Genomic DNA, 22,512 nt, shown 5'->3' with positions numbered 1-22,512 from the left:
CGAAGGTGGGCGATGAGCAGGGCTTGAGCCGTCCTGACCCGCCAGTACACGAGGTTCCTACACAACTTTCACGAGGACGCCTCGGAACGTCACCGGCGCGCCAAATAATCTTCCGGCGTCATGGACTACTGCCACCCGTGCCAACGGCACCTCAACGGCGCCCTGGCTTGTCCCGGGTGCGGCGCACCGGCTGAAGAGAGCCGGTCGTACATGGGCGCATCGCCCGAATCGGACGCCTTCACCACGGAGGAACGCGGCGAAGCGTACGAGCGCGACGAAACGCATGAGCGTGATGAAGCGCGTGAGCGCGACGAAGTGGATGTGTACGGCGAAGCGCGCGAAGGCGACGGTGAGGCGCGTGAGGGCGACGGTGAGGTGAACGCCGGCGGGCGCCGGGCCGCCCGCGCCGCCCGGTCCCGGTCCACGGGCCGCGAACGCGGCGACCGTGCCGCCCGGCGGGACCGGCGGGCGGCCGCGCACCGCCGCCGTCGCAAGCGTCTGTTGCTGGTCGGGGCGGGGCTGGTGCTCGCCGCGGGCGGGCTGAGCCTCGCCGAACTCGGCATGGAGGCACCGCCGTCGCACCCGAACGCGGCGTCCGTGGACGACGCGGTCACCCCGTCGCCGGCGGACTCGGCGGAGGGCGGGCCGGACGGCGACTCCGGTGTGGGCGGGGCGGACGGCGCGGAGGGCACGTCGCCGGACGACTCGCCCTCGCCGTCCGCCTCGAAGTCCCGCAAGTCCAAGGACGACGAGGACGCCGAGGGCGAGGACAAGCCGAAGGACCGTTCCGCGTCGAACGCCTCGGTCCGCCCCACGGCCGCGGCCCCCGCCGAGACCGAGGCCCCGCAGGACCCCGACCCCCCGAACTCGGCCCCCACCACCCCGAAGCCCACGCCCACCCCGTCCCCGTCCGAAACCTGCACGCGCTTTCTGTGGTGGTGCTCGTAGGGCTGAGCGGGGCTTGCGCGGCGGGGATCCGTGGCGCGTGGACCTGCCGGGTCGCCTGCGGCGTGCGGTGCCCTGCCGGATGGCCTGCGGCGTGCGGTGCCCTGCCGGATGGCCTGCGGCGTGCGGGTGCGGGCGGTTCCGTCCTGGCTGGGTGCTCGTGCGGGTGCGGGCGGTTCCGTCCTGGCTGGGTGCTCGTGCGGGTGCGGGCGGTTCGGACCTGGCTGGGCGTCCCTGAGGGTGCGTGGATCCCGTTCTGGCTGGGTGCTCGTGAGGGCGCGGGGATCCCGTCCTGGCTGGGTGCTCGTGAGGTGCGGGATTCCGCCGAGCGGCGCTGTGGCGTGCGGGATCCTGCCTCGTGGTGCTGTGGCGGGCGGAATTCCTGTTGGCTGCTGCTCGTTGGCGCAAAACTGTCGTCGGGCGGCGCCTCCAAGGCGCGGAGTTCCTGCTGGGAGCGCCGGCAGAGCACGGTTTCCCGGCGGGCGGGCCCGTCGGGCGCGAGGGCTCTCCCAGGGGCCGGTGGCGGTGGCCGCCGGCCCGGCATGAGCGCAGGTCAGGACGTCGGTGCGGGACCGGACGGCGAACCCGGCGAGGCCGCGGGCCCGAGCTGACCTCGGCGCGGCCGGGGTGGTCCACCCTCGGCCCCGACGGGGCTCTCCCCGAAGCCTGAGCAACACCCGCCGGCACCCGCGCGCACCCCGCCCCACCCCCGCGCCCCCCAAAGCCCCCGCGCACCCCCGCCCCGAAGCCCCCGGGGCCGCCCCGAAGCCCCCGGGGCCGCCCCGAAGCCGCCCGCGCACCCGCCTCGAAGCCGCCGTGAGCGCCCCTCAACGGCACCCGGCGTCACAGGCTCGATCCCGGTCCCGTGGCGGCTCTTGAGGGCCCTCGCGCAGGGCCTCATGGGCTCGGCGATGGTGTCGCGAACACCTCCGTGGCGCATGTCCACAGCGGTGGCCCGAGAGGCGCTCGGCGGGGGTGGTGAAGCGAGGGCTCGTGGTGTCAACACCGCAGGACCTGGGCGTTTTTCATGGGCGTAACGCGCGTCCGGGAAGGGGCCCGGCGCGACCCGGGCGGGAGGTCGCGTTACTCAACCGTGACGACTTCCCTGCCGCAGCCCTCTTGACCCGCGGGAATTGTTAGCGCTCACAATGACGTCCGCATTCACCAGTCGATTCTCGACGGCACCCGAGGAGGTACGAGCGTCATGCCAGCAGTACTCCAACCCGCTTTCCCCGCCGGTGCCATGGGAACGTCCGGAACCCCGGCGTGAAACCGCCGACGCGGAGCGCTCCGCCCGCAGCAGAGGTCTTATCCGCCGACGACCGCCGAGGAGGTGCGGCCGTGACACACTCACCGCTCCGGCCGCCCACCATGGCGGACGTCGCCCGCCTCGCGGGGGTGTCCCACCAGACCGTCTCCCGGGTCCTGGGGGACCACCCCAACGTGCGGGACGAGACCCGCGCCAGGGTGCAGCGCGCGATCGAGGAGATGGGCTACCGTCGCAACTCCTCCGCGCGGGCCCTGGCCACCCGGCGCACCCGGACCCTGGGTGTGGTGGCCTCGAACACCACGCTCTACGGACCGGCCAGCACCCTGTTCGCGCTGGAGGAGGCGGCCCGGGCCGAGGGGTACCTGGTCTCGACGGTCAGTCTGCGCAAGCTGACCGTGGAAACCCTCTCCGAGGCTCTGGACCACCTCAGCGACGGCGGGGTGGAGGGTGTGATCGCCATCGCCCCGCAGCGGTCGGCGGTCGAGGCCCTCGCCGAACTCCGCCGCCCCTTCCCGGTGGTGGCCGTGGGCACGGGCTCCGCGTCCACGGTCCCGAGCGCCAACGTCGACCAGTACCTCGGTGCCCGGCTCGCCACCGGTCACCTGCTGGCCGCCGGCCACCGTACGGTCTGGCACCTCGCCGGTCCCGAGGACTGGCAGGAGGCCGCCGACCGGGTCGTCGGCTGGCGGGAGACCCTCGAAGAGGCAGGCGTGGAACCGCCGATGCCCCTGAGGGGTGACTGGAGCCCGCTTTCGGGTTACCGTGCGGGCCAGGAACTCGCCGGCTGGGTGGGCCGTGGTCTGACCGCCGTCTTCGTAGCCAACGACCAGATGGCCCTGGGGGTGTTGCGGGCCCTGCGCGAGGCCGGCGTACGCACTCCCCAGGACGTCGCCGTGGTCGGCTACGACGACATCCCCGAGTCGGAGTTCTTCGCACCACCGCTCACCACGGTCCGACAGGACTTCTCCGCGGTGGGCCAACGGAGCATCGCACTGCTCCTGGACCTGATCGAGGGCCGGACCCCCTCGGGTCCGACCCGCATCGCCATCGAACCCCAACTCGTCGTCCGGGCCAGCACCTACCCGTACGCGTCCCCGCCGGGGACCGCACCACCCGGCTGACCCGGCGTCCCACCCACCCCGAATTGACCATTCCTCAGCATCCCTCAGTACGGCCGACATTTCGAACGATGATCGACAGGCTGGACGTCATGCGGCCGGTCCACCCAGTACCAGCAGGTCCACCCGGACCGGCTCTTCAAAGGAGAAGACACATGCTCAACAGAAGGAACTTCCTCACCGCGGCGGTCGGCGTGGCGGCAGCGACGGGTCTGGCGGCCTGCGCGAAGGAGGACGGGGGCGGCACCGGTGGTTCCTCCGGCGGCGGCGGTGACAAGAAGATCACCCTCGGCTTCTCCCAGGTCGGCTCCGAGTCCGGCTGGCGCAGCGCCAACACCGACTCGGTCAAGTCGGCGGCCAAGGAGGCGGGTTACAACCTGAAGTTCTCCGACGCCCAGCAGAAGCAGGAGAACCAGATCTCCGCGATCCGCAGCTTCATCGCGCAGAAGGTGGACGTCATCGCCTTCTCGCCGGTGAAGGTCACCGGCTGGGACGCGGTGCTCCAGGAGGCCAAGGCCGCGAAGATCCCGGTGGTCCTCACCGACCGCTCCGTGGAGACCAAGGACGAGTCCCTGTTCGTGACCCTGGTGGGCTCCGACTTCACGGACGAGGGCCGTCGCGCCGCCAAGATCCTGGAGAAGGTCCTGGAGAAGGCCGGCCACAAGGGCAAGGTGAAGATCGCCCAGCTGGAGGGCACCACCGGTTCCGCCCCCGCGATCGAGCGCGCCAAGGGCTTCAAGGAGGTCATGGACGCGGAGCACAAGGACGACTGGAAGATCGTCGTCACGCAGACCGGTGACTTCACCCGCGCCGGCGGCAAGCAGGTCATGGCGGCCTTCCTCCAGTCCAACCCGGACATCGACGTCCTCTTCGCGCACAACGACGACATGGCCATCGGCGCCATCCAGTCCATCGAGGCGGCCGGCAAGAAGCCCGGCAAGGACATCCTGATCGTCTCGATCGACGGCGTGAAGGACGGCTTCGTGGCCATGTCCGAGGGCAAGATCAACGCCATCGTCGAGTGCAACCCGCTGCTCGGCCCCCAGCTGATGGAGGTCGTGAAGACGGTCAAGGACGGCGGCTCGGTCGAGCGCTGGATCAAGACCAAGGAGAGCGACTTCATGCAGGACCAGGCCAAGGACGCCCTCCCCACCCGCAAGTACTGACCCGCACCTTCCGGCAGGGAGCCTCCGGCCGACCGATCCCTCGGTCCCGGGGCTCCCTGCGGGCCTGAACGAAATCCAAGAGGAGCGCTGCCATGGCAGAGCCACGGCCCGTCCTGGAGATGACGGGCATAGTCAAGGAGTTTCCGGGGGTACGGGCTCTGTCGGGCGTCGACTTCCGGCTCTTCCCCGGCGAGATCCACGCCCTCATGGGCGAGAACGGCGCCGGCAAGTCCACCCTGATCAAGGTGCTGACCGGCGTCTACTCCCTGGACGGCGGCACGATCACCCTCGACGGGAAGTCCGTACGGTTCGCCAGCCCCCTCCAGGCGCAGCAGGCCGGCATCAACACCGTCTACCAGGAGGTCAACCTCTGCCCCAACCTGTCGGTGGCGGAGAACATCTTCATCGGCCGTGAGCCCACCCGCTTCGGCCGCATCCAGTGGAAGCGGATGCGCAAGGAGGCCGCGGAGCTCGTCGACCGGCTCGGCCTCGACATCGACGTGACCGCCCCGCTGTCCGCGTACCCCCTGGCCGTGCAGCAACTGGTCGCGATCGTACGGTCGGTGAGCAGCGGCGACGGCGAGGGCCAGGGCACCAAGGTACTCGTCCTCGACGAGCCGACGTCCAGCCTCGACCGGGACGAGGTCCTCGAACTCTTCCGCCTCATGCGGCGGTTGAAGGACGACGGCGTGGCGATCCTCTTCGTCTCCCACTTCCTCGACCAGATCTACGAGATCTGCGACCGCATGACCGTCCTGCGCAACGGCACCCTCGTCGGCGAGCATATGGTGAGCGACCTCGACCAGGTCGGCCTCATCCAGCTCATGATCGGCAAGGAGCTGGACAAGCTGGAGGAGCTCCACGAGCACCAGCTGCGCGCGGACGTCGGCGAGACCCTGCTGCACGCCGAGGGACTCGGCCGCACCGGTGGTATCGCCCCCTTCGACCTGGAGATCAAGAAGGGCGAGGTCGTGGGCCTCGCCGGACTGCTCGGCTCGGGCCGCACCGAACTCGCCCGGCTGCTGTTCGGCGCCGACCAGCCCGACAGCGGCAAGGTCGCCGTGGGCGGCAAGCAGGTCCCGATGAACGCCCCCAACGACGCCATCGGCGCCGGGGTCGCGTTCTGCTCGGAGAACCGCAAGGCCGAGGGCCTCGTACCGGACCTGACGGTGCGGGAGAACATCATCCTCGCCCTCCAGGCGGCCCGCGGCTGGACCCGGCCCATCCCGGCCGCGCAGCGCGACGAACTCGTGGCCAAGTACATCAAGGCCCTCGACATCCGCCCCGCCAACCCCGAGGCCCGCGTCGGCCAGCTCAGCGGCGGCAACCAGCAGAAGGTGCTGCTCGCCCGCTGGCTGATCACCCAGCCCAAGCTGCTGATCCTCGACGAGCCCACGCGCGGCATCGACATCGGCGCCAAGGCGGAGATCCAGAAACTCGTGGTGTCCCTCTCCGAGGACGGCATGTCCGTGCTCTACATCGCGGCCGAGCTGGAGGAGGTCCTCCGCCTCAGCCACACCATCGGCGTGCTGCGCGACCGCAAGCTGGTGGCGCGCCTGACCAACGGGCCGGAGATCACCACCAGCAGGATCCTGGAGACCATCGCGAGCGGAGAAGACCAGTGAGCACCCCATCCGCAGCCACGACGTCCCGCTGGCGGGCGCTGACGCACCACCACCTGTTCTGGCCGGTCGCGGTCCTGGTAGCCCTGCTGCTCGTCAACGTGCCCTTCACCCCCGACTTCTTCTCGATCAAGATGACGGACGGCCACCTCTACGGCAGCCTCGTCTCGATCGTGCTGTTCGGCTCGCCGCTGATCCTGGTGGCGGTCGGTATGACCCTGGTCATCGCCACCGGCGGCATCGACCTCTCCGTGGGCGCGGTCGTCGCCATCACCGGAGCCCTGACCTGCTCGTACATCAGTGACCAGGCCGACCAGAACGCGCTGTCCGCGGTATTCCTGGCCATGGGCATCGGCCTCGTCGCGGCGGTGGTCTGCGGTCTGTGGAACGGCTTCCTGGTCGCCCGCATGGGCATCCAGCCCATCATCGCCACGCTGATCATCATGGTCGCCGGGCGCGGTGTCGCCCAGCTGATCACCGACGGCCAGATCATCACCGTCAACAGCGAGCCGTACAAGCTGATCGGTGGCGGCTACTGGCTGACCCTGCCGTTCTCCATCTTCGTGGTGGCCGTCGTCGTGGCCGTCACCGTCCTGCTGACCCGCCGCACGGCCCTCGGTCTGCTCGTCGAGTCCGTCGGCGGCAACGCCGAGGCCAGCCGCCTGGTCGGCATCCGCTCCCGCCGCATCAAGATCATGGTGTACATCTTCTGCGCCCTGTGCGCGGGCATCGCCGGCCTGATGATCAGCTCCAACACCTCGGCCGCGGACGGCAACAACGCGGGTCTGTGGATCGAGCTGGACGCCATCCTCGCCGTCGTCATCGGCGGTACGTCGCTGCTGGGCGGCCGGTTCTCCATCGGCGGCACGGTGATCGGCGCCCTGGTCATCCAGACCCTCACGACCACGATCTACACGATCGGCGTCCCGACCCAGACGAACCTGGTCTTCAAGGCCGTGGTCGTCATCGTCGTCTGCCTGCTCCAGTCCCCGAAGTTCCGCGCGAAGGTCTTCGGCGCCAAGTTCGGGCCCAAGTCCGGTGCGGCGAGCGGCGGCAGCGCCGCCGCCGGGCCGGCGAAGACCGTCACGACCGCCGAGGCCGCCCCCAAGATGGAGGTGTCGTGATGAGCGCGACCACCCAGACCCCGACGGCACCGGACAGCCGTACGACGCCGCCGTCCAAGCTCGGCACGCTGCTGGGCGACCGTCGGCTGCCGGTCCTGGTGACCGCCACGCTCTTCCTCGTGATGTACATCGCGGGCCTGAGCCGCTACCAGAACTACGGCTTCGGTGAACCGCAGGTCTTCCTGAACCTGTTCATCGACAACGGCTATCTGCTGGTGGCCGCCGTCGGCGCGACCTTCGTCATCCTGTCCGGCGGCATCGACCTCTCCGTCGGCTCCGTCATCGGCTTCACGACGATGTTCACGGCCTGGATGGTGGAGCGCCAGGGGGTGCCGCTGCCGCTCGCCGTCCTCCTCGCCCTGGGCGTCGGAGCGTTCGGCGGCTTCCTGATGGGCTATGTGATCCACAACTTCGAGATCCAGCCGTTCATCGTGACCCTCGCCGGACTGTTCCTCTTCCGTGGACTGTGCCTGGTCATCACCGAGGAGTCGATCTCGGTCAGCGACGCCTCGGTGAGCAGCCTGGCTCAGACGCGGGTGTCGCTCGGCCTGGGGGATCTGTCGATCGGTGCGATCGCGGCCCTGGTGGTCATCGGCGTGGCGTTCTACGTGCTGCACTACACGCGCTTCGGACGCCGTGTGTACGCCATCGGCGGCAACGAGCAGTCGGCGATGCTGATGGGTCTCCCGCAGGGCCGCACCAAGATCGCCGTGTACACGGTGAGCGGCTTCTGCTCGGCCCTGGCCGGCCTGCTGTTCATGCTGTACATCCAGTCGGGTGACCCGCTGCACGCCGTCGGTATGGAACTCGACGCGATCGCCGCGACCGTCATCGGCGGCACCCTGCTGACCGGCGGCTCCGGCTATGTCATCGGCACGCTGTTCGGCGTCCTCGTCCTGGGCCTCATCAAGAGCATCATCCAGTTCGAGGGCACCCTCAGCTCCTGGTGGACGAAGATCGCCACGGGTGTCCTGCTGTGCGCGTTCATCCTGATCCAGCGCGCGATGACGTCCCGCAAGAAGACCTGACCGCCGGCGACAGCCGTCCTCGACACCGACAGCGGCCCGGCGCACGAACCTCGTGCGCCGGGCCGCTGTCGTTGATGCGCTACGCCTCCAGCATCCGCCGCAGCAGGTCCCGCAGGGACTCCCGTTCCTCCGTCGACAGGCCGGCCAGTGGCTCCCGGGCGAAGTTCAGGGACTCGCGCAGGCCGCGGGCGACCTGGCGGCCCTCCGTCGTCGCGGCGGCCAGCTTCACCCGGCGGTCCTTGGGGTCGGGGCGGCGCTCGACCAGGCCCCGGGCCTCCAGCCGGTCCACTATGCCGGTCACGTTCGACGGCTCGCAGCGCAACTTCTGGGCCAGCTGACGCATGGGGAGCGGTTCGAGGGAAAGGAGCCCGAGGAGGCGGGCCTGCGCTCCGGTGAGGGCGTGCTCGGCCGCGGCGTCCTCGTACTCCGCGTGGTAGCGGGCCACGACGGTGCCGATGAGTTCGACGACCTCGACGGTCAACGGGTCGGCGCGGGGTGTCGTCCTCTGTGTGGCCATGCTCTCCAGGCTACCCCTTTACTTGACAGCATGAAATATTCAGGAGCATGGTTGTTTCAGGTACTGAAGTAACCGCACGGTATGTACGGACGACCCCGGTGATCCGTACGCCGCACGCACCCGCAGGAAGGCCCCCCATGTCCGACACCTCCGCCCTCCCCGCCACCAGCCGCGAATGGCGCCTGCTCAGCCGCCCCGTCGGCTGGCCGAAGTCCGAGGACTTCGCCCTGGTCGAGGCGGAGATCCGGCAGCCCGCCGCCGGTGAGGTCCTGGTGAGGAACAAGTTCCTCTCCGTGGACCCGTACATGCGCGGCCGCATGAGCGCCGCCAAGTCGTACGTCGCCCCCTTCGAGCTGGGCAAGGCCATGCAGGGCGGCGCCGTCGGCGAGGTCGTCGCCTCCGCGGCGGACGGCATCGCCGTCGGCGACCACGTGCTGCACTTCGGCGGCTGGCGCGAGTACGCCACCTTCGACGCCAAGCAGGCCGTCAAGGTCGACCCCGACGCCGCGCCCCTGTCCACCTACCTCGGTGTCCTCGGCATGACCGGCCTCACCGCCTACGCCGGTCTGCTGCGCACCGCCTCCTTCAAGGAGGGCGACTCCGTCTTCGTCTCCGGCGCCGCCGGTGCCGTCGGCAGCCAGGTCGGCCAGATCGCCAAGCTCAAGGGCGCCTCCCGCGTCATCGGCTCGGCCGGTTCCGACGACAAGGTCAAGCTCCTCGTCGAGGAGTACGGCTTCGACGCGGCCTTCAACTACAAGAACGGCTCCGTCGCCGAGCAGCTGCGCGAGGCGGCGCCCGACGGCGTCGACGTCTACTTCGACAACGTGGGCGGCGACCATCTGGAGGCCGCCATCGGGCAGCTCAACCGCGACGGCCGGATCGCCGTCTGCGGCATGATCTCCGTCTACAACAACACCGAGCCCGCCCCCGGCCCGAAGAACCTCGCCCGCCTCATCCAGACCCGCGGCCGCATCCAGGGCTTCCTCGTCGGCGACCACTACGACCTCCAGTCGCAGTTCGTCCAGGAGGTCGGCCCCTGGGTCGCCTCGGGCGCCCTCAAGTACCGCGAGACCGTCGTCGAGGGCATCGAGAACAACCTGGAGGCCTTCCTCGGCGTCCTGCGCGGCGACAACACGGGCAAGATGATCGTCAAGCTCTGATCTTGTCGTTCGTCCGGCGAGGTCGAATCGCGGTCGGTCTCGCCCCGGCGCCGAAACCGGTCAGCCCCCGAACGTGTGGCCGAACTTGGCGTCCTTCTCGGGGGCACCGAGTTTCACGGGGCTGAGCGTGCCGGCGCCCGTCGCGGTCAGGCCGCTCGCGGAGCCGTAGAGGTTCCACAGGGCGCCCGAGTCGGCGAAGGCACCGTCCTCGCCGGGGGCCGTCGCGGTCAGGTCCGCCTTGCCGTCCTTGTTCAGGTCGGAGAGGCTCACCCGGCGGCCGAAGTCGTCGCCCGACTCGGAGACACCCGGCACGCCGGCGGTGGACTGGTTGTAGGCGATCGCGCCCTTGCCGGTCATGCCGCCGGCGGCCCTGGACGCGCCCTTGAGCAGGATCACCGCGCCGGTACCGGTGGCCGCGCCGAGGCTCTCGCCGGGAACGCCGACCGCGACCTCCGCCCTGCCGTCGCCGTTCACGTCACCGGCGCTGAGGGACGCGCCGAAGGCGTCGTGCAGCTCGCTCGCCCCGGGAACCCCTGCGGTGGCCTGGGTGATGACCTTCTTGCGCGAGTTGCTCGGTCCGGTGGAGCCGCCGTACTGGATGATGATGCGGCCCGGAGAGTCGTCGATGACCTCGCTGACGTTGCCGATGTCGCGGGTGATCAGGTCGCCGTAGCCGTCGCCGTCGACATCGCCGACGGTGCCGCTGTACGCCGTGCCGAGGGCCTTGGAGGTGTGGCCGACGCCGGTCCTCGACCCCTTCCAGAAGTGGGCCTCGTGCTGCATCTCCTCGAAGCCGTGCGTGGTGACGATGTCGTCGACACCGTCACCCGTGAGGTCACCGGTGATGAAGGAGCGCAGACCCGAGGAGCCGTCATCCGTGATGATGCTGTCCTGGGTGCGTGTCCTGCCGTCGCGGGTGAACGGGCCGTACTGGATCGTCATCCCGGAGACGTCCGGGTCGTCGCTCGGGGCGGAGTTCACGACGAGGTCGCGCTTGCCGTCGCCGTTGAAGTCGCCGAGGGCGAACTCGGAGTACCGGTACGGCAGAACGGTGTTCTGGCCGGTGAGGCCGTCCTTGGAGCCCCAGAGCACGGTCGGCTCGCCGTCGTCGCCGCCGCTCGCCACGAGCAGGTCGGTGTACGAGTCGCCGTCGAGGTCACCGGGGAGGGTCTGGACACCGAAGGCGAAGGTGCCCTGGAGCTCGCCGGGGACGCCGGGAGTGGCCCGGCTGATCGTCTGGTGGCCCGCCGTTCCGGGCCCGGAGGCCGTGCCGTACACGACCGAGACGTAACCGGCCTTCTCCACACCGCCGACGGTCCCGAAGGGCGCCGCGACCGCGAGGTCGGCGTGCCCGTCGTGGTTGAAGTCGGTCATCGGCGTACGCGGCGGCACGGGCGCGGCCGACGCCGTGCCGGAGGTGGCGAAGAGCGCGAGGGGGGTCGCGAGCGCGGTGACGGCGATCGCGGCGGTGAGAGTGCGGCGGGGCACGGTGCCTCCTGTGCGGAACGTGTGTGACGCAACGGGAGACGGATCACCGCGAGTGAAGGTTGTACACCGCAGGAACTCCGTGAGCACGGCGGGTCCCGCCAGCGGGAGTGGGCCCCCCGTGACGCGCCCCGGTCGCGTTCGTTGCACACGACGGAGTCCGCACCCCTGGACGTGGGGTGCGGACTCCGTCGCGTTCGGTAGCCCGGTTCCGGCCGCTCGGTCGCGGCCGCTCGGGTCAGACCTTCAGGGCCGCCGCGTGGGCCGCCCGCACCAGGCCCACGTTCTCCGGTGCCGCCCCGCCCGGGTAGGCCATGCGGCGCCGGGTGTAGCCGTAGGCGAGGCCGCTGCGCGGGTCGGCGAAGGCCTGGGAGCCACCGGCGCCGCTGTGCCCGAAGGCGCCGGCGCCGAGGAACGGGTAGGCGTTCTCGGCGGTGGCCTGGAAACCGAGCCCGAACGCCTTGTGGGCGCGGGCCACCAGGTCGTGGCCGACGGAGTGGATCTGGCCGAACGCGGCGACCGTGTCCGGCTTCAGCAGCGCCGGACGGCCGTTCAGCCCGTCGACGGCCGCCGCGTACATCCCGGCGAGACCGCGGGCCGACGCCGTGCCGCCCGCCGACGACTGGCCCTTCTCCCGCACGAGACGGGAGTTGGGGAAGGAGGTCAGGTCGTCGGCCCCCGGGATCTGCGAGTTGAAGGCGATCGCCGCCAGCGTGTGCGGGCCCTGCTCCACCGCGTCCAGCTCCGCCTGCTGGGCGGGCGTCGGCAGCATCGGCTGGACGGAGCGGTAGCGCGGCTCGTCACCGGCCGGCAGCCCCAGATGGAAGTCCAGCTCGTACGGGGCGCGGATCCGCTCCTCGTACACCTCCTGGAGCGAACGCCCCGTGGCGCGGCGCACGACCTCTCCCGTCAGGGCGCCGATGACGAGCGCGTGGTAGCCGAAGGCGGCGCCGGGACGCCAGAACGGGCGCTGCCCGGCGAGGCGTTCGGCGATGACCCGGTCGTCGGCCAGTTCCTCGGCCGTGAACCCGGTGTCCGGGCCGAGGAGGCCCGCCCGGTGTGCCAGCAGCTCCCGCAGCGTCACCGCCCCCTTGCCCTCGGCCGCGAACTCCGGCCAGTAGTGGGCGACTTCGCGGTCCAGGTCGAGGACGCCGTCCTGGACGAGGAGCGCGACCACGAGATGGGCGGCCCCCTTGGTGGAGGAGAACACGCCGTGCAGCGCGTCCGCGGACGCCTCCCCGTCGGGGCCGACCCACAGGTCCACGACCCGGCGCCCGCGCACATGGGCACACAACTGGCCCTCGTAGTCCGGGCGTTCGCCCGCCACGAACGCGGTGAAGCGCTCCCGCACCTCCTCGAATCCGGCGGCCACCGTGCCATGGACGGTGACCGTCCGGTTCGCCTCGGTCATACCTGTGCTCTCCTTGCTCGGCCGACGACGGTCGCCGACCGCCGCAGGCGGTCCACGACCGCCTCCGACGGTCGACTGATCGCGCGGTCTATCGGGACACCGTCAGCAACGCCCGCCCCACCTGCGGGAATTCCCCCTTCGGATGGGCGCGGAACAGCGGCTCGGTGCCGAAGAGGACCGCGTGCGGGCCGCGGACCACGGACGCCTGCCCCGCCGCCGCTGCCGGGCCGCCGCTCCCGTCGCCCTGGGGCCGCCAGTGCCCGGACACCAGCGGGTCACCCCTGCCGTACGACTGCTCCACGGTGACCTCGGGGCCGAGGCCGGTGAACCAGACGGGCGCGTAGACGAAGCCGTGGTCGGGGGCGCCGCCCGTCACCGGTCCGCCCGCGTTCACCACGCGCACCACGCCGTTGGCGTCCCCGTTGCCCTCGACCGCCGTCGCCTTCAGCAGGCCGGTGGCGTTGCCGAGCGCGGCCCCGGCCGCGCCCCCGCCGACGAGGCCGTGACCGGCGAGGAAGCCGGTCAGCGCCGTCCGCGCGGCCGCGTTCAGCCCGCCGTACGACAGACCGGACGACACGAACAGCACATCGGCCCGCGACCAGTCGAAGCCCGCGTTGAGGACCGAGGTCGACACCGGGACCACGTCGAAGCCCATCTCCCGCAGCGCGAACAGCTCGCCCGCCGAGACCGCCGCCGCGACCCGGACGGGCCGCAGCACCGGGCCGCCGCTCGCCCTCGTCGACGCGAACACCACGTCGTGCGAGCGGGCGAGCGCCGCCGCCTTCCGGCGGGCCGAGGACGGCACCAGAGCGCTGCCGTCGGCCGCCTGCCGCACCCGGACGCCGTCCCTCAGCAGGGAGTTGAGGGCGGCGATCTCCTGCGGCGAGTCGAGACGCAGACGGAGCGTCCCGTGCGGCGCCACCCGGCCGACGGGGGCCGCGGACCGCACCGGGCGCACGGGCAGCGCCGCCACCCGGCCGCTCTGCGCCGCCACGACGGTCGCGCCCCACAGCCGGCCGAGACTCCAGCCGGAGATGTCGTACATCACCGATACCTTGTCGCTGATGTCCCGCCCGTCCGCCAGCAGCGCGTTGGCCAGCCCGCGCTTGGCCTGACGCATGTCGACGACGTACGACCCCTTCGGGTACGCCCGTCCGCCGAGCCGGAAGCCGGTCGTCGCGCGGGTGACGCGTATGTCGTTGGCGATCAGATGGTCGACGAGGCGCGCGGCGGCCGTCGCGGAACGCTGGGTACGGCCCGCCGGGACGACGTACGCGCGGGGGAACTCGGCCGTGTACACGTCCTCCGGGCCGATGCCGGGCACACCGGGCACCGTCTCCTCGGACACCGGCACCTGGGCGGCGCCCGCGGCACCGCGGCGGAACACCTCGATCTGGTCGGCGAGGAGCGAGGACCGCTTCTCCCGCACGAAGCCGAGGGTGGCCTCCATGGCCGCGCCCGCCACGTCCACGTTGATCGCGGACCGGCGGCGCAGCTCGGCGACCGGCAGCGACTCGTACGCCGCGTTGTTGACCTGGAGCGGTATCTCCACGGTGTGCGCGGCGACCGTGCCGTGGAAAGCCGCGTACTGCGGGGTGAAGACCGGGGGCCAGTCGTCCCAGCCCTCCTCCGCGTCGCGGAACGGGATCTGGGCGGGGTCCACGCCGTCCTTGTCGTGGGTGTAGCCGAGGCCGTTGACGGCGGCCTCCATGCGCAGGGCGTTGGCGTAGGTGTTCTTCAGGAAGAGGTCGTACTCGTAGTTCTCGCCGTGCGGGGGAGTGGTCGGCTCGATGAGGGTGCCGTTGACGTACCCGTGCAGGTCGAGCATGACGGCCGGCTGCTTGCCGATCTGGATCCGCCGCATCGCGCGCACCTCGGGCTGCGAGGCGGTCACGAAGTCGCGGTTCATGTCGAAGCCGCTCGCGTTGGTCCGGGTGCCCGCGATCCGGCCGTCCGGGTTCGCCGTGATGTTGAAGTACAGCCGGCTGTGCGCCAGCAGGTCCTTCGTCCGTGGGTCCTTCGCCTTCGCGAGCCGCTCGACGAGCCGCAGGGCCGCGTCGGTGCCCTCCCACTCGTTGCCGTGGATGTTGTTGTTGAAGAAGACGGGCGTCTTGTACGTCTTCCTGAGGGTCCGGTCCTTGGCCGCGAGCCGGGGCGCGTGCTCGATGCGTTCGCGCATCCGGGCCTGGGCGCGGGCCTGCCGCGCGGTCTCCGGGGCGGTCACGGTGACCAGGTAGAGACGGTGGCCGCCGGCCGAGCGCCCGGCGATCTCGACGCTCACCCGGTCGCCGAGCGCCTGGAGGGCGTTCAGCTTGGGGGCGATGGCGTGGTACGGGGTGAGGCCCAGCTTGATGGACTTGTCGGCGGGGTTCTCCGGGTCCGGGGCGAGGACCTGCTCGCGGGGGTAGCCGCGGACGGCGCGCCCGGCGTCGTCCGCCAGGTCGGTCTCGGGTGCGGTGAGGGCCCGGCGGGCCGCGCTCGCGGGGGCGTCGGACGCGCCCCGGGGGAGCGGGTCGCCCTCGCGGACCGTCGGCCGGGGGTCGGCGCCCGCGGGAGAGGGGGCGATGAGCAGCGCGCCGGCGGTGACGGCGACGACGGCGGCACTGAACAGCGTGGATCTCGGACCGGGTCGGGGCGGACGCACACTACCTCCTGGAGTGGGGGATCCTTGACGGCCGGTGAGCGGGTGTCGACCACAGGTGGTCTACCTGTTCGACTCCCGCGCAACAAGAGGGCCCCCGCGTCACGGAGGTTTCGAACAGGGCGGTGGCGTGGGTGTGTTGGGGGTGTGGGGCGGGCAGGACGGCTCGGTGGGCGGACGTCGTGGGGAAGTGCCGGACGGCGGGGGACGCGGGGATGCGACGATGCGGGTGCTGTCGCACGACGCACGAACCCGTTCGAGAGGGCCCTGGATGTCTGGTGAGGCGCGGACGCACCGCGAAGTGGGGGCCGTGACACGGCCGTCGGGCGCGCGGGCGGAGGTCGGGCGAGGGTGAACCGCCGAGAAGACGTCTGGCTGCGCCGCTTCCCGCAGGCGGGCAACCCCCCGGCCGCACCCGGTGCCGACGCCGACTGCGAACTGGTCTGCTTCCCGCACGCGGGCGGCTCCGCCGCCTACTGGCGGCCCCTGGCCGTCGCCCTCGCCCCGGCCGTGGAGGTGGCGGCCGTGCAGTACCCGGGACGCCTCGACCGGCTGTCCGAGGCGCCGGTCGAGGATCTGCATCTGCTGGCCGACCTGATCGCCGAGGCGCTGGGCCCGCCGGGCGACCGGCCCCGGGCGCTGCTCGGCCACAGCATGGGGGCCTCCCTGGCGTACGAGGTGGCCGTACGGCTCGCCCGGCTGCCCGGCGGTGAGCCCCGGCTGCTCGTCGTGTCGGGCCGCCGCGCGCCCTCCGCGGCCCGGGGCCGCGACCGCAACCTGTACTGGCCGGTGGACGACGCCGAACTCGTCCGCCGCATCCGGGGGTTGGGCGGCACCGACGCCATGATCCTCGACGACGCGGAGCTGCTGGAGCTGATCCTTCCGGCACTGCGCGGCGACTACCGGGCCCTCGCCTCCTACGAGGACACCCCCGGCCGCCCCCTGTCCTGCCCCGTGGTCGCCCTGGCCGGCGACCGGGACCCGCAGGCGACCGTCGAGGAGGTCCGGGGCTGGGGCGAGCAGACCTCGGGCGACTTCCGCACCCGCGTGTTCGAGGGCGGCCACTTCTTCCTCAACGACCACCCCGAGGACGTCGTCGCCCTGATCCGGGAACTGCTGCCGGCCCGCGCCGGCTGACCGACCCGAGAACTGCTGCGGGCCCGCGCCGGCTGACCGACCCGCGCGGCTGACCGGCTCGCACCGGCCTTCACACCCATGAGGGTCAAGGCCGGGCCACGGCACGTCCGGGCAACCTAAAACCCATGCCCGCTTGCCTAACACCCTTAGGCAATTCCATAATCGATCCCACTCGGTGGGAGGAAGACCATGGCGCGGGTGGGGCTCACCCCGGAACGTCTCGTCCGGGCGGGCGCGGAGCTGGCCGACGAGGTCGGGTTCGACGAGGTGACCGTCTCGGCGCTGGCCCGGCGGTTCGACGTCAAGGTGGCCAGCCTGTACTCGCACGTGCGCAACTCCCACGACCTGCGGACCCGTATCGCCCTGTTCGCCCTGGAGGAGCTCGCCGACCGGGGCGCCGCCGCGCTCGCCGGACGGGCCGGGAAGGACGCCCTGGCCGCCATGGCGAACGTGTACCGCGACTACGCCCGCGAACACCCCGGCCGTGCCACCGCCGCCCGGATGCGGCTCGACCCCGAGACAGCCGCCGCCGGCGCGGGCGTCCGGCACGCCCGGATGACCCGGGCGATCCTGCGCGGCTACGACCTGGCGGAACCGGACCAGACCCACGCCGTCCGGCTGCTCGGCAGCTTCTTCCACGGCTACGTCAGCCTCGAACTCGGCGGCGGGTTCAGCCACAGCCTCCCCGACTCCGAGGAGACCTGGACCCGGCTGCTCGACGCCCTCGACGCGCTGCTGCGCAACTGGCCCGCACCCTCCGCCCCTTGACCCCAGGTGAGGCATGCACACCGACGACCACTGGATCAGCACCTCCCTCACGGCCGACCTGCTGCGCGGCGCCCTCGACCTGGAGCGCACCGAGCACGGTCTGCTCCCGCACCGGCTCCCCGCACGCGCCCGCGCCCAGTGCCCCGACCCCCAACTCGCCATGGCGGAGGCCCAGCCCTCCGGCGTACGCCTGGTCTTCCGTACCCGGGCGACCGCCGTCGAGCTCGACACCCTGCCCACCAAGCGGAACTACGTCGGTGCCCCGCCCCGCCCGGACGGTGTCTACGAACTGCTCGTGGACGGCGTCCCGACCGGCCGGGGGAGCGTCACCTCGGGCCACACCCTCACCATCGACATGACGGCCGGAACCACCGAGCGCGAACCGGGAGCCCCGGGCACCGTCCGCTTCACGGACCTCCCGGCCACCGACAAGACCGTCGAGATCTGGCTCCCGCACAACGAGACCACCGAACTGGTCGCGCTGCGCACCGACGCCCCCGTGGAGCCGGCCCCGGACCCCGGCCGCCGGACCTGGCTGCACCACGGCAGCTCGATCAGCCACGGCTCCGACGCCACCGGCCCCACCGGTACCTGGCCCGCCGTCGCCGCCTCCCTCGGCGGTGTCGAACTTCTCAACCTGGGCTTCAGCGGCGGCGCCCTCCTCGACCCGTTCACCGCCCGCACCATCCGTGACACCCCCGCCGACCTGATCAGCCTCAAGATCGGCATCAACATCGTCAACCACGACCTCATGCGGCTGAGGGCCTTCGCCCCCGCCGTGCACGGCTTCCTCGACACCGTCCGCGACGGCCACCCCACGACGCCCCTCCTCGTCGTCTCGCCCATCCTGTGCCCCATCCACGAGACGACCCCCGGCCCCTGCGCCCCCGACTTCACCGGCGTTGGGGAGGGCCGCCTGCGTTTCCGCGCCATGGGCGACCCCGCCGAGGTGCCCCTGGGCAAGCTCAGCCTGGAGGTGATCCGGACCGAACTCGCCCGGCTGGTCGCGGACCGGGCGAAGAGCGACCCGAACCTCCACCACCTGGACGGCCGCGACCTGTACGGCGAGAAGGACGCCGAGGCCCATCCCCTCCCCGACGACCTCCACCCGGACGCGGCCACCCAGCGGCTCATGGCCCGCCGCTTCGCCGCCCGCGCCTTCACCGCCGAGGGCCCCTTCGCACCCTGAGGGGCCGCGGCCCCCCTGGCCCTGCCCGCCCGCCCACCCCACGGATAAAGTGCTGCCATGCGCGATCTAGGGGTGGGTTTCCACTATCTCGTCCAGGGCCAGAAGTGGGTGGCCCGGCACGGCAAGCAGTACGGCTTCGGCCTGATCCCCGGCCTGATCACCCTGGTCCTCTACCTGGCCGCCCTGACCGCCCTGGCGGTGTGGGGCCCGGACTTCGTCGCCTGGTGCACCCCCTTCGCCCACGACTGGTCCAGCCCCTGGTCCGGGCTCTTCCGCGGTCTCCTCACCGCGGTCCTGTTCGCGCTCGCCCTCCTCCTGTCCGTCGTGACCTTCACGGCCATGACCCTCCTCATCGGCCAGCCCTTCTACGAGAACCTCTCCGAGAAGGTCGACCGTGACGTGTCCCCCGACGGCACCGCCCCCGAGTCCGGTCTGCCGTTCTGGCGGGAGCTGTGGATCTCGGCCCGCGACAGCCTCCGTATCGTCGCCAGGGCGGCCCTGTGGGGCGTCCTGCTCTTCGGCCTCGGCTTCGTCCCGTTCGTCGGGCAGACCGTCGTCCCCGTCATCGGCTTCTTCGTGACCGGCTTCTTCCTCACCGAGGAGCTGACGGGGGTCGCCCTCCAGCGCCGCCGGGTCGAACTCCGCGACCGGCTCGGGCTGCTGCGCTCCCGCCGGATGCTGGTGTGGGGCTTCGGCACCCCGCTCGGCCTCGCCTTCCTCGTCCCGTTCGTCGCCGTCTTCCTGATGCCGGGCGCCGTCGCGGGCGCCACCCTGATGGTCCGCGACCTCCTCGGCGAGGAGACGACGGGCGGCGACGACCACGACGACCACGACGGCCGGAGCGGCGGCCCCGGCGGCGGCCACGCGCCCCGGCCCCGGCCGGCGGACCCCTGGACCAAGCCCCAGGTGCGCTGACCGCCCGAGCCGGTCACGACGCGTCCGCGGCCACCCCCACGATGGCGCGTACCTGCGCGATGATGTCCAGCCGGTTCCGCACGAACTCGGGGTCGGTGACCGTCCCGGTCGCCGGGTCGGTGTTGCCCGCCCCGAACTCCAGCACCGGCGTGTGCACATGCCCGCCCGGCAGCGTGTCGTGCAGCCCCAGCCGGTCCCGCAGCAGCGTCGCCCGGTAGGCGATCTCGTTGGAGAGGTAGTTCCCGCCGCCCCCGGCCCTGGCGGTCGAGCCCGCGGTCGGCCCCTCCGGCCGGACGACCGCCGCGGTGCCGCCCGCCGGTATCTCCGTCACGCTCGTGTTGTCGTACACCGGGAAGCGCCCCGTGGCCGCGGCGACGATCTCCGCGTACGGCAGGGTCGTCGACGTCCACTGCGGCTGGGTGGCGGGATCGGTCACCGGGACGGTCTCGGTGCGCGCGACGTCGTCGTTGTCGGGGAAGCCGCCCCGCCAGGCCCCGTTGGTGCGCTCGATGTCGAAGCGCCCGACCCGGCCCTGGCTGACCGTGGCGAAGAGGTCCACCCGGGGCAGCTGCCCGCGCAGGGTGCGCTCCACCGTCCCGTCGGCGAAGTCCTGCCAGCGGACGGGGAAGACGGCCGTCTCGATCCGCGCCGGACCGTCGGCGGTCCGGATCACCGTGCCGTCGAGCGCGAGTGCGGTCGCCCCGGACGGGTTGGAGATCCGGATGTCCCGGTCCAGGGTGAACGGGTCGAACCCGGTGACGAGGATCCGCTTCAGCCCCTTCCCGTCGGCGGAGCGGGGATAACTGATCGCGTCCTGCCCCCGCGACGACTGCTCCAGCCTCCCCAGCAGCGAGGCCCGTCGGGCGTCGCTCAGCCCGAACTTCGGTGCCCACTCGCGTACTTCCCGCGTCATGCCCAACCGGGCCCAGTACAGCGGCCGGTCGTCGTCCCGGCTGAGGTCACCGCCCGCCGGCCCCCGCCCCTGTGCCCGGTCCACGGCCCGCGTCCACAGCCGCGATCCCTCACGGACGACGATCCGCTCCGCCTGCTCGTACGACCGCGCCCCGGCGAGCGCCCGCTCCAACTCCGCTGCCACCCCGTCGAATCCGGACCGCCGCAGAATCTCCTGGGGCACCGCACGGTCGAGCCGCTGCTCCTCGACGGTGAGGGCCGCCGAGGCCCCGGGGGCCGCAGCCGGACCCGAGCCGGAAGCCGCGGCGGGTCCGGGCACGGCGAGCCCCGCGAACAGGGCCACCAGCCCCACCGCTCCCCGCGCCGAGGTCCTGCCGCGCCGCCCCAACCTGAAACCAAGTCCTGTGGAATGCAAGGGAGTTCGAGTCCTTCCGTAGCTGTGGCGCGAGCGCGCCGCGGGGGGTGTAGCCCGGACCGCGGCAGTATCGCGTGACGGAAGGGACGCACGCCATGCCGCGTGCCGTGCGGGACCGGGGCTCAGCCCTCCCGGGACCCCATGGCGGGCACCCACGCCACCCCGGCCGACGAGGCGGCTCGCGAGGCCGTCGTCGACGCGGCTCTGACCGCGCTCGACCTCGACGCGAAGGCCCGGCTCCTCGCCGGCCAGGACTTCTGGACGCTGCCCGCCCTCCCCGAGATCGGCCTGCGCTCCCTGGTGATGTCCGACGGCCCGATCGGCGTACGAGGCGTCCGCTGGACCGCCGACGACCCCTCCGTCGCCCTGCCGTCCCCGACCGCCCTCGCCGCCACCTGGGACGCGGACTGGCCCGCCGGGCCGGTGTGCTGCTCGCCCAGGAGGCCCGCCGCAAGGGCGTCCACGTGCTGCTCGCCCCCACCGTCAACCTGCACCGCTCACCGCTCGGCGGCCGCCACTTCGAGGCGTACAGCGAGGCCCCGTACCTCACCGGAGAGATCGGCACCGGCTATGTGAAGGGCGTCCAGTCCGGCGGTGTCGGCACCACCGTCAAGCACTTCGTCGCCAACGACGCCGAGACCGACCGCTTCACCGTCGACAACCTGGTCTCCGAACGCGCCCTGCGCGAGCTGTACCTGGCGCCCTTCGAGGCGATCGTGGAGAACGCCCACCCCTGGGGCATCATGACCGCCTACAACACGGTCAACGGCACCACGATGACCGAGCACCACTACCTCGTGAACGAGGTCCTGCGCGGCGAATGGGGCTTCGACGGCTTCAACGTCTCCGACTGGACGGCCGCCCGCTCCACCACCGGCGCCCTCACCGGCGGCCTCGACGTCGCCATGCCCGGCCCCGTCACCGTCTACGGCGAGGCCCTCGCCGCCGCCGTACGCGCCGGTGAGGCCACCGAGGCCCAGGTCGACGAGGCGGTCCGCCGCGTCCTGCGGCTCGCCGCCCGCGTCGGCGTCCTGAAGGGCGCCGACCCGGTCGTCCCCGAGCCGCCCGCGCCCGTCGACGGCGCCGCCCTGGCCCGCGAGATCGCCCGCCGCTCCTTCGTCCTCGTACGCAACGAGACCCGAGGCGAGCGGCCCGAGCTCCCCCTGGAGCCGGGCGCGACGGTCGCCCTCGTCGGCGCCGCCGCCCGCGACGCCCGGGTCCTCGGCGGCGGCTCCGCCACCGTCTTCCCCGCCCGGGTCGTCTCCCCGCTCGACGGCCTCACCGCAGCCCTCCCCGAGGGCGCCCCGACCTACGAGTCCATCGAGGTCACCGGTACCACCACGGCGACGGTACGCCTGCGCAACACCGGCACCCGCCCCGGCCGCGAGGTCGTCCAGCTCTACCTCGCCCCGACCGCGCCCGACGCCGACCGCCCGGCGCGCCGGCTGGCCGGCTGGCCGGCTTCGCGACGGTGGAGGCGGCCCCCGGAGCGACGGTGGAGACGACCGTCGAACTCCCGCGCAGGGCCTTCGAGACCTGGGACGGCACGACCGACTCCTGGACGTACCGGAAGGGTCCGTACGAGCTGGCGGCGGGCCGCTCCATCGCCGACCGCCGAGTCAGCACCACGATCGAGGCGTAGCCGCAGGCGCAGGCGTGGGGGGGGGGGGGGGGGCCCTCCCCCTCCCC

General features: G+C 72.2%; 17 protein-coding genes and 1 pseudogene. 13 read left to right on the top strand and 5 right to left on the bottom strand.

Translation table 11 applies throughout. From position 1 onward, the window contains the following. Positions 1–120 precede the first annotated feature (120 nt). From SMA5143A_RS30500 to yjfF, 6 genes are all read left to right on the top strand, one after another. A complete protein-coding gene (locus tag SMA5143A_RS30500; protein WP_107465996.1) occupies positions 121–948 on the top strand; it encodes an SCO2400 family protein in 828 nt (275 codons plus the stop codon). Between the two features lie 1,338 nt (positions 949–2,286). After that, positions 2,287–3,336 carry a LacI family DNA-binding transcriptional regulator gene (locus SMA5143A_RS30495; protein ID WP_107465995.1) on the top strand — a complete coding sequence of 350 codons (1,050 nt, stop codon included), beginning with the start codon at positions 2,287–2,289 and terminating at the stop codon, positions 3,334–3,336. Positions 3,337–3,488: 152 nt separating this feature from the next. Continuing rightward, positions 3,489–4,499 carry an ABC transporter substrate-binding protein gene (locus SMA5143A_RS30490; protein WP_107465994.1) on the top strand — a complete coding sequence of 337 codons (1,011 nt, stop codon included), beginning with the start codon at positions 3,489–3,491 and terminating at the stop codon, positions 4,497–4,499. Between the two features lie 92 nt (positions 4,500–4,591). Beyond that, positions 4,592–6,124 carry a sugar ABC transporter ATP-binding protein gene (locus SMA5143A_RS30485; protein ID WP_107465993.1) on the top strand — a complete coding sequence of 511 codons (1,533 nt, stop codon included), beginning with the start codon at positions 4,592–4,594 and terminating at the stop codon, positions 6,122–6,124. After that, entirely contained in the window at positions 6,121–7,245 is a 1,125-nt protein-coding gene (locus SMA5143A_RS30480) for an ABC transporter permease (RefSeq protein ID WP_107465992.1), read from the top strand. Before SMA5143A_RS30485 ends, SMA5143A_RS30480 begins: the two co-directional genes overlap by 4 nt. Next, entirely contained in the window at positions 7,245–8,273 is a 1,029-nt protein-coding gene (yjfF, locus tag SMA5143A_RS30475) for a galactofuranose ABC transporter, permease protein YjfF (RefSeq protein ID WP_107465991.1), read from the top strand. Before SMA5143A_RS30480 ends, yjfF begins: the two co-directional genes overlap by 1 nt. Before the next feature lie 79 nt (positions 8,274–8,352). On the opposite strand, the gene SMA5143A_RS30470 is transcribed toward yjfF, so the two are convergent. Continuing rightward, the gene (locus SMA5143A_RS30470; RefSeq protein ID WP_107465990.1) at positions 8,353–8,790 is read right to left on the bottom strand and encodes a MarR family winged helix-turn-helix transcriptional regulator; all 438 of its coding nucleotides are present in this window, start codon (positions 8,788–8,790) and stop codon (positions 8,353–8,355) included. 137 nt (positions 8,791–8,927) lie between these two features. Between SMA5143A_RS30470 and SMA5143A_RS30465 the strand changes: the two genes are divergently transcribed. Beyond that, a complete protein-coding gene (locus SMA5143A_RS30465; protein ID WP_107465989.1) occupies positions 8,928–9,950 on the top strand; it encodes an NADP-dependent oxidoreductase in 1,023 nt (340 codons plus the stop codon). 60 nt (positions 9,951–10,010) lie between these two features. Here the strand turns inward: SMA5143A_RS30465 and SMA5143A_RS30460 are convergent, their stop codons facing one another. The 3 genes from SMA5143A_RS30460 to SMA5143A_RS30450 form a co-directional block, all read right to left on the bottom strand. Further along, positions 10,011–11,438, bottom strand: coding sequence for an FG-GAP and VCBS repeat-containing protein (locus SMA5143A_RS30460; protein WP_258193817.1), 1,428 nt, complete (start codon positions 11,436–11,438; stop codon positions 10,011–10,013). A 235-nt stretch (positions 11,439–11,673) separates the two neighbouring features. Next, positions 11,674–12,846 carry a serine hydrolase domain-containing protein gene (locus tag SMA5143A_RS30455; protein WP_107465988.1) on the bottom strand — a complete coding sequence of 391 codons (1,173 nt, stop codon included), beginning with the start codon at positions 12,844–12,846 and terminating at the stop codon, positions 11,674–11,676. A gap of 88 nt (positions 12,847–12,934) precedes the next feature. Further along, entirely contained in the window at positions 12,935–15,490 is a 2,556-nt protein-coding gene (locus SMA5143A_RS30450) for a M14 family zinc carboxypeptidase (RefSeq protein WP_107465987.1), read from the bottom strand. 348 nt (positions 15,491–15,838) lie between these two features. Between SMA5143A_RS30450 and SMA5143A_RS30445 the strand changes: the two genes are divergently transcribed. From SMA5143A_RS30445 to SMA5143A_RS30430, 4 genes are all read left to right on the top strand, one after another. Then, a complete protein-coding gene (locus SMA5143A_RS30445; protein WP_107465986.1) occupies positions 15,839–16,624 on the top strand; it encodes a thioesterase II family protein in 786 nt (261 codons plus the stop codon). 189 nt (positions 16,625–16,813) lie between these two features. Beyond that, positions 16,814–17,392 (top strand): TetR/AcrR family transcriptional regulator, encoded by a 579-nt coding sequence (locus tag SMA5143A_RS30440; protein ID WP_107465985.1) that lies wholly within the window; start codon positions 16,814–16,816, stop codon positions 17,390–17,392. A 13-nt stretch (positions 17,393–17,405) separates the two neighbouring features. Continuing rightward, positions 17,406–18,581 carry an SGNH/GDSL hydrolase family protein gene (locus tag SMA5143A_RS30435; protein WP_107465984.1) on the top strand — a complete coding sequence of 392 codons (1,176 nt, stop codon included), beginning with the start codon at positions 17,406–17,408 and terminating at the stop codon, positions 18,579–18,581. Between the two features lie 57 nt (positions 18,582–18,638). Beyond that, positions 18,639–19,496 carry an EI24 domain-containing protein gene (locus SMA5143A_RS30430; RefSeq protein ID WP_107465983.1) on the top strand — a complete coding sequence of 286 codons (858 nt, stop codon included), beginning with the start codon at positions 18,639–18,641 and terminating at the stop codon, positions 19,494–19,496. A 13-nt stretch (positions 19,497–19,509) separates the two neighbouring features. Here the strand turns inward: SMA5143A_RS30430 and SMA5143A_RS30425 are convergent, their stop codons facing one another. Then, entirely contained in the window at positions 19,510–20,760 is a 1,251-nt protein-coding gene (locus SMA5143A_RS30425; RefSeq protein WP_181362078.1) for a pyroglutamyl peptidase, read from the bottom strand. 204 nt (positions 20,761–20,964) lie between these two features. On the opposite strand from SMA5143A_RS30425, the pseudogene SMA5143A_RS30420 reads away from it, so the two are divergent. Beyond that, positions 20,965–22,136, top strand: a pseudogene (locus SMA5143A_RS30420) (glycoside hydrolase family 3 protein); the annotation flags it as partial. Between the two features lie 158 nt (positions 22,137–22,294). After that, entirely contained in the window at positions 22,295–22,465 is a 171-nt protein-coding gene (locus tag SMA5143A_RS44830) for a fibronectin type III-like domain-contianing protein (protein WP_375136564.1), read from the top strand. Positions 22,466–22,512: the final 47 nt, after the last annotated feature.

It is taken from the genome of Streptomyces sp. MA5143a (assembly GCF_900290235.1).
Lineage (GTDB): Bacteria > Actinomycetota > Actinomycetes > Streptomycetales > Streptomycetaceae > Streptomyces.
The sequence above is the reverse complement of the archived record's forward strand: the minus strand, read 5'-3'. Positions and strand labels throughout refer to the sequence as shown.

Coding starts and splice junctions, on each gene's coding strand:
- yjfF (WP_107465991.1), top strand. CDS start 7,245: ATGAGCGCGACCACCCAGACCCCGACGGCACCGGACAGCCGTACGACG.
- SMA5143A_RS30500 (WP_107465996.1), top strand. CDS start 121: ATGGACTACTGCCACCCGTGCCAACGGCACCTCAACGGCGCCCTGGCT.
- SMA5143A_RS30440 (WP_107465985.1), top strand. CDS start 16,814: ATGGCGCGGGTGGGGCTCACCCCGGAACGTCTCGTCCGGGCGGGCGCG.
- SMA5143A_RS30465 (WP_107465989.1), top strand. CDS start 8,928: ATGTCCGACACCTCCGCCCTCCCCGCCACCAGCCGCGAATGGCGCCTG.
- SMA5143A_RS30490 (WP_107465994.1), top strand. CDS start 3,489: ATGCTCAACAGAAGGAACTTCCTCACCGCGGCGGTCGGCGTGGCGGCA.
- SMA5143A_RS30435 (WP_107465984.1), top strand. CDS start 17,406: ATGCACACCGACGACCACTGGATCAGCACCTCCCTCACGGCCGACCTG.
- SMA5143A_RS30430 (WP_107465983.1), top strand. CDS start 18,639: ATGCGCGATCTAGGGGTGGGTTTCCACTATCTCGTCCAGGGCCAGAAG.
- SMA5143A_RS30485 (WP_107465993.1), top strand. CDS start 4,592: ATGGCAGAGCCACGGCCCGTCCTGGAGATGACGGGCATAGTCAAGGAG.
- SMA5143A_RS30470 (WP_107465990.1), bottom strand. CDS start 8,790: ATGGCCACACAGAGGACGACACCCCGCGCCGACCCGTTGACCGTCGAG.
- SMA5143A_RS30455 (WP_107465988.1), bottom strand. CDS start 12,846: ATGACCGAGGCGAACCGGACGGTCACCGTCCATGGCACGGTGGCCGCC.